The organism is Microcoleus sp. B4-C1 (assembly GCF_036705285.1).
In the GTDB taxonomy this organism is placed as follows: domain Bacteria; phylum Cyanobacteriota; class Cyanobacteriia; order Cyanobacteriales; family Microcoleaceae; genus Microcoleus.
In genome coordinates, this window is the sequence record NZ_JAUBUC010000018.1 from 91,972 (window position 1) to 101,380 (window position 9,409).

The window sequence follows — 9,409 nt, forward strand, 5'->3', positions numbered from 1 at the left end:
ATGTAAAATTGGCTACTTTTAGAACCCGATCAATTTTAGAATTAGACAAAATCTATTACTTACAAGGAGACCTATCATGTCACAACTTAACAGCAATTCTTCTACGCTCATGAATGAACTAGAACCGAATTTGATCCACACTTGGACTGAGAATTTGGATATCGCTCACACTTGGACTGAGAATTTGGATATCGCTCATACTTGGACTGAAAATTTGGATATTGCTCATACCTGGACTGAGAATCTGGATATTTCTCAGACTTCTCCCATAGCTGAAGATGAGAAAGTAGCAGTCGGATAAAATCTGTTGCAAACTGAAAGGTTGCACCAATGTTAATTGGGGCTTTTTCGTGGGTGGGGGCGGGTTTACTTAACCTGTTTGTACCATTTAAAGCGGTTGGTGAACCCGCCCCTACAAGTTCTTGGGAATGGTGCAACATCTCAGATAAAACCTGTTGAAAATAACTATTTAGCCTCGCTCATTTGGAGGCTGAATAGTTAGAAATATTTCTCGTAAATACCCAAAGTCAGCATCTACTATCTCTCTGTGATATGAGCCATTACGACGTTGTAATTGTGGGCGGCGGCCCCGCTGGGAGCACTGCTGGCACTCTGATCAAGAAATACAATCCCAATCTGAGCGTGCTAATCCTAGAGAAAGAAAAATTCCCTCGCGATCATGTTGGGGAAAGTCAATTGCCTCAAATTAGTGATGTGCTTCAAGAAATGGGATGTTGGGACAAAGTAGAAGCAGCCGACTTCCCAATTAAAATCGGTGCTACCTATCGCTGGGGAAGCGATCCAAATCCTTGGGATTTTAATTTTATCAAGCCTGAACAGTTTAAAGATGAGCAGCGTCCTGCTAAATTTGAGGGACAGAGACGGCAAACTGCTTTCCAAGTCGATCGAGCAAAATATGACGAAATTTTGCTGCGTCACGCGGAAGAAATGGGATGCTTAGTAAAAGAAGAAACGCCCGTTGTTAAAGTAGATAAAGAGGGCGATAGAATTACCGCTTTGCACTTGCGGCAAGAACAAATAACTGCCCGCTACTACATCGACGCCTCCGGTCACATTGGCGTGTTGCGACGAGTTTTAGGAATCGAAACACACTGCCCGACGCGGTTGCAAAATATCGCTATCTGGGACTACTGGACAAACGCTGAATGGGCCGATGAAATTGGCGTTGGTGGCACCCGCGTACAGGTAATGAGTTTGAGTCACGGGTGGATTTGGTTTATTCCCTTGGGCCCTACTCGCACCAGTATCGGCTTTATTTGCCCTGTGGAACATTACAAGCAGATGAAACAGCGGCCAGAGGATATATACTCTCAAGCCGTCAACAGCGAACCCCGCATCAGCAAGTTAATCGCTAATGCTACCAGTACCGGAAAGATTGAAACTACAAAAGATTGGTCATTTTTGGCTGATAGAACAGTAGGAGAAAACTGGTTTTTGGTGGGAGAAGCGGCAGGTTTTGCTGATCCAATTTTAGCTGCTGGCATGACTTTAGCTCACACTGGTGCCCGTGAAGTGGCTTACACAATTTTGGAACTAGAGCAGCAGAAGCACGACGGCAACTGGCTTAAATCTCAATATGACCACAATCAGCGCAGCCGAGTTAAAAAGCACATTCGGTTCGCGGATTACTGGTACGCTGCTAATGGTCAGTTCACTGATTTACAAGAGCATTCTAGGGAAATCGCGCGGGATTCTGGGTTGAATTTAAGCCCGGAAAAAGCTTTTCAGTGGTTGGCTCAAGGCGGATTCACGAATGATATTTTGGGTCAAGCTGTGATTGCTGGATTTGATTTGGGTTCTATGAAACAGGTGATGCAACGCTTCTCGCAGCAGGAGGTTCCGTGGCTACTTTCGGCATACAATGTGTTTCAGTTAGATTTATTGGATGCGGAAGTCGAGTTTGTAGCTGTTTATGATGCTGGTCAAATTAGCAAGATCAAGTGTTATGTGAAGAACGGTCAGCGATTGCCTGTTACAGGTTTATATGGTTTGCTGATTGACATTTTGGGCCGCACTCAGTACATTGAACAAATTTATCGGCAGTTGGTACTGGTGTTTAAGGAACGTTTTTCTGTGCAACACGCACGAGTAGCTCTTCATCAAGCCCTTGGTTGTTTGGAGGTGATGGTGAGTTCTGGTATTGTCAAGGCGATATTAAACCCGGAGTTGTCTAAGTTGAATATTTCCATACCTATGGAAGGTGAGTTAATTCACACTCACAGGGATGTGAATTAAGGCGCTACCAGAAAGCTTGACCCCAAACCATCTCAAATCTTAAAAAACAAAAAGTCTGAAGCTGGAAAATTCCAACTTCAGACTTTTACTAACTCCCCGGGTAGGATTTGAACCTACGACCAATCGGTTACACTTATCCCAACGTTTCCGAAGGGCGCGGACTATTTCATCATCCCTACAAATCATGTTTGTGATTTGTCGTCGGATGTCGGGCGCTATGAGATTTATTGGTTAGGCTCCTCATCTCTAGTCTCTGCACCTTTCCAGCTACTTGCGATCGTAACCGCTGCCTTTCGCCAGACTTGGCTCAAGATTGCCGCCACCCGAAGTGCTGCGGTTTCCTTGAATTCACCCGATTTTTCAGTATCCGTTACCGGATAGAGCTGCTATGTCACTAGGGCTTTTGGTTGATGCCAAAGGCTTGCATTCATTACAGCCGACCGCTCTGCCACTGAGCTACCGAGGATTGGGGGTTTTTGTTACCCACATTTACTAACAATAGCTGAACTTCCTCGATTTGGCAAGGCCTTTGAGAAACTTTTTTTTTGTCAGACAGGGAGCGGGTTTCAGCAGCTAATGCAGCCCCATTCTCAACTTGGCGAGGCGCTGCTGGGATTCTGGATCGAGGGAACTGGCGAGAAAGCGACTGGAATTTTGTTTGCGGGATTTGTGCCGGCGCTCGCTGCGGCGGGCGGTGGATTCTACGTCAGCCGCTAGTTGTTCGGCGGACATCCATTCGGCACCGTAGCCGACTACGGTCAATTGCTGCGCTCGGTCTGAGGTGGCGACAATCATGCGGCCTTTGCCTTTGACCGATCGCAACTCGTAGCGCAAACTAGCACAAGATTTTTCAATATAAGTATCTGCTGTCTGACCGAAGTCAGTGTAGTGCACTGATAAATTTTTAGTAATAATTTCTTTAACGCCGGGAGTATCTCGATAGTGGGCGTCAAACACCAGCCTGGCCTCAAAATCTTGAACGGCGCTGTAGTTAACTAAAACCTCAATCAACTCGCGGCGAGCTGTTTCGAGTTCGTCGCGATCGCGCTTCTCTCGGAGTCGAGGCCAAAGTCCAATTATGTTATAGCCGTCTACAAGTAAAACTGCTTGTGATACATAGGGTGACATGGTTCAAGGCTGAAGAGCTCCAGCACGTATAGGACATTATTTGCATTGTTCATCAAAGCTTTTGTTCAATAATATTACCTATTGATGTGTAATTGCTAGGTTACATCGCAATAATTAAACCCCCCAGAGCCAGCTTTACCTGAGTTTTGGGGGGTTAGATTCATCTATAAATTTTCCGGATTATTCGGCAGATTCCAGTGGGACGGGCGATGCCTTACGCCCCGCTTCGCTACGTACAACTGTCGGCAGGGATATTTTCTCAACAGCAGGAGTACAACCGAGCCACTGCACCGACAACTGAGCAAACTGCTGCGGGGGGCCGCTCACGCAAAAACGAGTCGGTAGCGCCGTACCAGGATTTCGCAGCCCCAAAAGCTCCAATTCTCTGGCTGCAGCCGCCACCACCCGTACCGCAGGATCGATCAATGTCACCCCAGCAGGCAAAAGCGATCGAACCACAGGAGCCAACAGCGGATAATGAGTGCAGCCGTAAATCAGCGTATCGATGCGCTGCTGAATCAAAGGAGCCAAATATTCCCTAGCCACCTCACAAGTATAAGGATCGTGAATCCGGTTTTGCTCCACCAGTGGCACAAAAGCCGGACAGCTAACCTGCCACACCAGGCAAGAATCGTCCATCTCCAAAATCGCATTTCGATAAGCATTGCTAGCAGCCGTAGCAGGAGTTGCGATGACCCCGATCCGCTTGCCTTGCTGCACCGCAGCCTGCGCCCCCGGCAGAATTACTCCCAGCACCGGGATATCAAACTCAGCCTGCACCATCTCCATCGCCAAAGCAGAACTGGTGTTGCAGGCCATAATGACCATTTTCACATCCTGTTCCACCAACCAGGCCATAATTTCGCGGACAAACTCCACAATTTCTGACGGGGTGCGAGTGCCGTAAGGCAGCCTCGCCGTATCTCCAAAATAAAGTATCGATTCGTTGGGCAATTGTTGGTACAACTGGGTCAAAACAGTCAAACCGCCCACGCCGCTGTCAAAAATACCGATTCTTTGTTGTCCAGAGTCTGTTGTCATTTGTTAATAGTTAGTTATCTGTTGGCAGTTGGCAGTTGTTAGTTGGCAGTTGGCAGTTGTCATTTGTTAATCGTTTGCTGTGGCTAATAACAGATAACCAATAACATTAATCAACAGTCAACAGTCAAGAGTCAACTGCCCACTGCCCACTGCCCATTATCTTTGTTGAAGATAAAGCAAAATGCCGCGAGCGATCGAAGCCGCCATTTGACTGCGGTAAGCTGGGTCAGAAAGCCTAGCAGCATCCTCAGCACCCGTCACAAAACCCACCTCCAGCAAAACAGAAGGCATAGAAGTCTTCCTCAAAACATAAAATCGCGCCTGTCGCACTCGGCGGTCATTCGCCCCCGTCCCCTCCAAAATACTGGCGTGAATCACCCTGGCCAAATCTTGGCCGTTATTGAAATAATAAGTCTCAATCCCATTGATATCCGGCCGACTCATATTAATCGCATTAGCGTGAATGCTGACAAACAAAGTAGCATTCACCCGTTCCGCCAAAGAAACTCTGGGATCCAGGTCGATTTCCCTGTCGTCAGTCCGAGTCATCACCGCCTGCACCCCTTGCTGTTCCAGCAGCCTCGCCACCTGAAGCGAGATATCCAAAACAATCTCCTTTTCCAGAATGCCCTGAATCCCGACTGCCCCCGGATCGCGGCCACCGTGACCGGGATCGATTACTATTACGGCGCGGCGGTTAGAAGCTTGGGGCAACTCATCGGTTCCGAAAGTCCTTCTCGGCAAAGGCTGCAAATTGGGAGTGCGAGTCAAAGGCTGCGCGCTAGCATTCGACGATCGCAACTGCAAAGACAGCAACTGCGGGTTGGGTCTTGTCACCCTGCCTACCTCTACCCCCGATCGGGGCTGCACCCAAATCACCACAGTCTCCGCATCTTCTTGGCTGGCACTAAACGATACAGGACTGTTGGCATCGAGCTGAGGAATTTCGCCCGTCAGCACACTAGAGGCGATCCTAATCCAGTAAGCTCTCGACCCCTGATCCCACCCGCTGCTATAGGAGACTTGGCGGTCAGTTCTCACCACCAGTTGCGTGCCGTTACTGGCTAAATCAATTGACTGAACTCTCGCTAAATTTCCTTGAGCTTGTCTAGCCGGAGGGTCTACCGTCAGGCGGCGGGGAACCGAGGGCTGTCGTACTACACTTCCAGGCAATAGCACAACCCCGCCCAAATTGCTCACTGACGCCCGCCACTGAGTATTAGGACTCTTCATCCGCAAAGTCACGCGGGTAACGGGCGGGTCTGTTGGCAGTTGCCGGACTTCAATCTTGTCAACCCCGTGCTGACCGTTCGTTTGAGGCTGTTGGTTGCTTAGGGCCGGAGCTAAACTCGCTCCTTCAATATCGAGGGTGGCGATGTCCCCAGCGCGACTTTGTTCAAAATTAATTTGGGGGCGACGGCCCTGGGTGCGGACTAAAAAACCGTCCGCCGTCACCTGAACGTTCTGAACTACAGTCGCCTGGGCTGACTCGGCTTGGGATGCTGAAGGTTCAACTGATAACCTTTCTCCCCCTGGCTCTGAAATCGGATTTTGAGTTTCTGCCCGCACCGGCGTTGGCAAATCCACTGTCCACTCGCTCGGAGAAATACCCCGGAATTTTACTTGCTGAGGGTCTATAGTAAACCCGTCTCTGATCTCGACCACAATTCTGGTCGTATTGTTGTCAAACTGCCCTACCCGCACCGATTCGATCGCTCCTGAGAGCGGTCTGCTGACCGAGGGACGACCCAGACTCGTCCCCGGCAAGTCGATTACCAACCGCATCGGGTTGAAGATCAGTTGAGCCTTGGGTTGTACTCCCCCGTCTGTTGTAATGTAAAGCCGGTTCTCTGAAGCATCAAACCGCCAAGATTGCAGTCTAGCTGCTTCGGCGGCTCCGGCGAGCAAAAATACACTTAAGAAACTCGGTAGTAGCCAGTGGAATTTCACGACAGTTTTTTCCTCGTTTGCGTTACTGCCAAAAGCTGGAAGGGCGCTGCTTGCCCTCAGAGGCTTTCAGCAGTTAGCCGCCAGCAGACCGGGGGCACGGGGGCCGTCAGTTGTTGGCTAAATTGACTTTTTATGCGTTAACAGGCTCCAAAATGCCAGATACCGGCATTTTTGAACTTTCCCGTATACTTGGGGGCGATCGGTTATAAGCAGACTGAAAGATTGTTGGCACAAGGGAAGGTATTTATTTTTAGGAGCAAGAAACAAGGTGTTTCTTGAAGCTAGAAGGTACAAGTTAGAAGGTACAAGTTAGAAGGTAGAATTTTACCGTTCTTCCAGGGAGGGGTTTCATAGCTCTTTAATGTTGGCGAAGCTCGTTGCAAGGGTTATAATCCGCTTTACACTTGCGTTTTGTTCTAACTTTTCCTAAACTACCTCAATAACTTAACAACTTACCTCGCGAACAATCCGGATTTTCAAGATTTAGGTAACTTTTCAATACCGCCAAATGTTAGTCCCAGACAAACTGACATATTCTTTGGCAAAAGCTTTTTTGCTAACACATTGACAGTTAAATACAACTACATATCGCCCCTGCTCTTTCTTTTCTGATTTTTTAAATCAGTGGTTTTCGGTGCTGCTTGAAACTTAGTGGGGCGATCGCGATCGCGCCCGCCAATTTAACACTATGATAGCTAGTCCATGTTTTCAGCAGTAACGGGAGAGTTTTGTGTGTTACTTGGGCCGGCAATGCTTTGTACTTTAGACTCTTTTTGAGTGTTCGATCGACAGCCAGAGCATTGGTTGGTTGACCTGAGAAAAAGTTTTGACCGTAGATATAGTAGTTATCGCAGTTGTAAAGTTTGTTGGACAGCAAAGACAATCGATCAGCTTCTGGGTAAAACCTGTGATTTGGTTTAATGACTTGCCTTTCGACTAACTGCATAACTTGGATCTGTACTACCAGTTAGAGAAGATACACTATCTTGGTGATTGTGTCAATCTCTGAGCTTCTCAAAGAAGCAACCATCAATAACAGTAGATACATGACATCACAGAAAGACGGAGACTTACTTTGCTCCATGAGTCGTCCACCTAAAATGCGACAAGGGGGCGGACGCTATAACCGAGGCGGATATATCGAGCTCCGCGAGTACCGCCAACGGATTAGCGTCTGGGAAATTGTCGCCAATAAATAAGTTGCCCGACAGGGCATCCTTGTTTTTAGGACTAATATTCATAGCCATCAGCCTTATGAATAGTTGTCAGATGTTTTGGATGCACGTCAAAACATTTGTCTCTTGCGGTTAGCTTAAAACTTGGTCTAAACCGAATTGCAATTCTGCCTGTGTAGCTTCCTGCATATTTTCCAGTGAGGACGTTAGCTTTCACCAAGTCCCCAGTTTGAAAACCCATGAAGAACTTTTGGGCCGGTGCATGACGAATGGGGAACCCAAATCTGTCGGTTCCGCAGCGCTGTCTTCTTCCGTGTCCCTTAGCCTTAATTAGCAAAGGTTTCACGCTATTTAGCAGTAGTCTTTCGGGAGTTGATTCCCCGACACAAGCTGCATCAGTCCAATGCTGTTTTTCTATTCCCCTGGTTTGGCGGTTGAATTTTGTTCGTCCCCCTGAACCCAATTCCACGGGCAGTCCGGTTAACTGTAGTCTTCTGTATAGCTCCCAACGAGTAGCATTGACGGCTGCTGCATCCAGTAGAGGTGTCTTGGCTTGGGCTAGTATCCGCTGAAGGATTTCAGGTTTTTTCTTGAGAAATTCTTCAACGGGTTTACTTCCCTTGGCTTGGTTGCAGGAATGGCAACTAAGACACAGATTGCTGACCCGATTACTTCCTCCCTTAGACTTGGCGAGAATATGCTCAACCTCGAAAGGAACATTTGTCGCACCGCAATAAGCGCACTTCCTATTCCATTTTTGCAGTAAATATTCCTTAATTTCAAAACCGAATAATTCGCCCCTTTGATATTCGATTCCAGAAATTTCAGGATTCTGGAACTGTTTTAAATCGAAACGCACCAATTCTTGAGAAATGGCGGTAACGGGACAGACCTTTCTGATTCGCCTAACCCAGGTTTCAATATTGGCAACACGGCTATCAAGAGATGGTGGCAACCATCCTGTTTTACGGGTTCTGTTTAAAAAACGGGGTTGGCGGTAACGGGTCTTTCTGTTGCGACGCCCTCTTCTGAGCGAGCTGCGAGATTCGAGAGCCTCTTTAATTTGTTGCCCTCGGTGAGCAATTTCTAATGCGTTCGTGACGCGACCAGTTTGCTCTTGAACCACGGCAATACCCGTAGTTTTGCTACCTGGGTCAATTTTGATTCGGTGACAGTGAGTTACCGAATCTTCGAGAATCCTATCCTGTAAAACAATGGTAAACGGATAGCGTTTAAAAACCTTAGCCCTCCCTTTTTTCAATAGTTCTCTTGCCCGTGCCCGGTGGCATGGGTCAAGAGGTTTCAAGTTTTTATCTAGGACAAATGTACGCATTACTGCATCACTCAATTTCTTGGTTAAGTTTGCCTCGACGATGTTAAGACTCGGTACTATCTGAGCAACACTGGCTTTCCCTTAATCACCTGTTTAATTGCTCGGTTGTAGAGCTTGAAACTGGCACGCATTTCAAGGTACGAAGTTTAACGCTTGGTCTTAACGCCTGCTAGTCAAGAACTAGCCGTCTGGTCAACAGGCTTTTTCAAGCCCACACCAGACCCTTCGGGTTGGTGTGCGGTAGTTGACGTCTAATCAACAGTGCTGCAATTCGCTCTCGCCCATAGGTGCAAAATTCCGGCTCATCCAGTTCAAAATGGCTTGATTTACTTGTTCCGGGCATTCATCCTGGGGACAGTGGCCCGCATTGTCTAATTCAACTAGCTCTAAATAATTGGGGTTGCATTCGACAAATTGGTGGGGTCGGGCGAACCGAGGGGGAATCATCCGGGTTGAGTCGAGGGGGGATATTGTTCCCCGCCCCTCTCTGTTAGGTCTGGGCGTGCGAGTTTCCCCGCACCCAGCT

The 9,409-nt window shown here is 47.9% G+C and carries 9 protein-coding genes; 3 read left to right on the forward strand and 6 right to left on the reverse strand.

Annotation, left to right across the window (positions count from 1 at the left end; translation table 11 throughout):
• Nucleotides 1-76 precede the first annotated feature (76 nt).
• A complete protein-coding gene (locus QUB26_RS10235; protein WP_333317779.1) occupies nt 77-301 on the forward strand; it encodes a hypothetical protein in 225 nt (74 codons plus the stop codon).
• Nucleotides 302-552: 251 nt separating this feature from the next.
• A complete protein-coding gene (locus tag QUB26_RS10240) occupies nt 553-2,256 on the forward strand; it encodes an NAD(P)/FAD-dependent oxidoreductase (RefSeq protein ID WP_333317781.1) in 1,704 nt (567 codons plus the stop codon).
• A 573-nt stretch (nt 2,257-2,829) separates the two neighbouring features.
• Here the strand turns inward: QUB26_RS10240 and QUB26_RS10245 are convergent.
• The 4 genes from QUB26_RS10245 to QUB26_RS10260 all read right to left on the reverse strand — a co-directional run bounded on the left by QUB26_RS10245 (nt 2,830) and on the right by QUB26_RS10260 (nt 7,321).
• Nucleotides 2,830-3,384: an NYN domain-containing protein gene (locus QUB26_RS10245; RefSeq protein ID WP_006635267.1), complete on the reverse strand. Its 555-nt coding sequence runs from the start codon at nt 3,382-3,384 to the stop codon at nt 2,830-2,832.
• Nucleotides 3,385-3,564: 180 nt separating this feature from the next.
• Nucleotides 3,565-4,425, reverse strand: a complete 861-nt coding sequence (gene murI / locus QUB26_RS10250; protein ID WP_333241466.1) for a glutamate racemase — start codon at nt 4,423-4,425, stop codon at nt 3,565-3,567.
• 156 nt (nt 4,426-4,581) lie between these two features.
• A complete protein-coding gene (locus tag QUB26_RS10255; RefSeq protein ID WP_333245507.1) occupies nt 4,582-6,375 on the reverse strand; it encodes an N-acetylmuramoyl-L-alanine amidase in 1,794 nt (597 codons plus the stop codon).
• A 616-nt stretch (nt 6,376-6,991) separates the two neighbouring features.
• Nucleotides 6,992-7,321, reverse strand: a complete 330-nt coding sequence (locus QUB26_RS10260; protein WP_333317783.1) for a hypothetical protein — start codon at nt 7,319-7,321, stop codon at nt 6,992-6,994.
• A 49-nt stretch (nt 7,322-7,370) separates the two neighbouring features.
• Here QUB26_RS10260 and QUB26_RS10265 point away from each other — a divergent pair, with 49 nt between their 5' ends.
• Nucleotides 7,371-7,574 carry a hypothetical protein gene (locus QUB26_RS10265; RefSeq protein WP_333056096.1) on the forward strand — a complete coding sequence of 68 codons (204 nt, stop codon included), beginning with the start codon at nt 7,371-7,373 and terminating at the stop codon, nt 7,572-7,574.
• A gap of 31 nt (nt 7,575-7,605) precedes the next feature.
• Here QUB26_RS10265 and iscB read toward each other — a convergent pair whose 3' ends face one another.
• Together iscB and QUB26_RS10275 are read right to left on the reverse strand one after the other, a co-directional pair.
• Nucleotides 7,606-8,883 (reverse strand): RNA-guided endonuclease IscB, encoded by a 1,278-nt coding sequence (iscB, locus tag QUB26_RS10270; RefSeq protein WP_333241471.1) that lies wholly within the window; start codon nt 8,881-8,883, stop codon nt 7,606-7,608.
• A gap of 255 nt (nt 8,884-9,138) precedes the next feature.
• Nucleotides 9,139-9,409, reverse strand: a 271-nt coding sequence (locus QUB26_RS10275) for an alpha/beta fold hydrolase (RefSeq protein ID WP_445299600.1), incomplete at its 5' end; no start/stop codon positions are given.

Excerpts from the sequence above, each read along its gene's own strand:
- QUB26_RS10235 (WP_333317779.1), top strand. The coding sequence starts at position 77 with ATGTCACAACTTAACAGCAATTCTTCTACGCTCATGAATGAACTAGAA.
- QUB26_RS10240 (WP_333317781.1), top strand. The coding sequence starts at position 553 with ATGAGCCATTACGACGTTGTAATTGTGGGCGGCGGCCCCGCTGGGAGC.
- QUB26_RS10245 (WP_006635267.1), bottom strand. The coding sequence starts at position 3,384 with ATGTCACCCTATGTATCACAAGCAGTTTTACTTGTAGACGGCTATAAC.
- murI (WP_333241466.1), bottom strand. The coding sequence starts at position 4,425 with ATGACAACAGACTCTGGACAACAAAGAATCGGTATTTTTGACAGCGGC.
- QUB26_RS10260 (WP_333317783.1), bottom strand. The coding sequence starts at position 7,321 with ATGCAGTTAGTCGAAAGGCAAGTCATTAAACCAAATCACAGGTTTTAC.
- iscB (WP_333241471.1), bottom strand. The coding sequence starts at position 8,883 with ATGCGTACATTTGTCCTAGATAAAAACTTGAAACCTCTTGACCCATGC.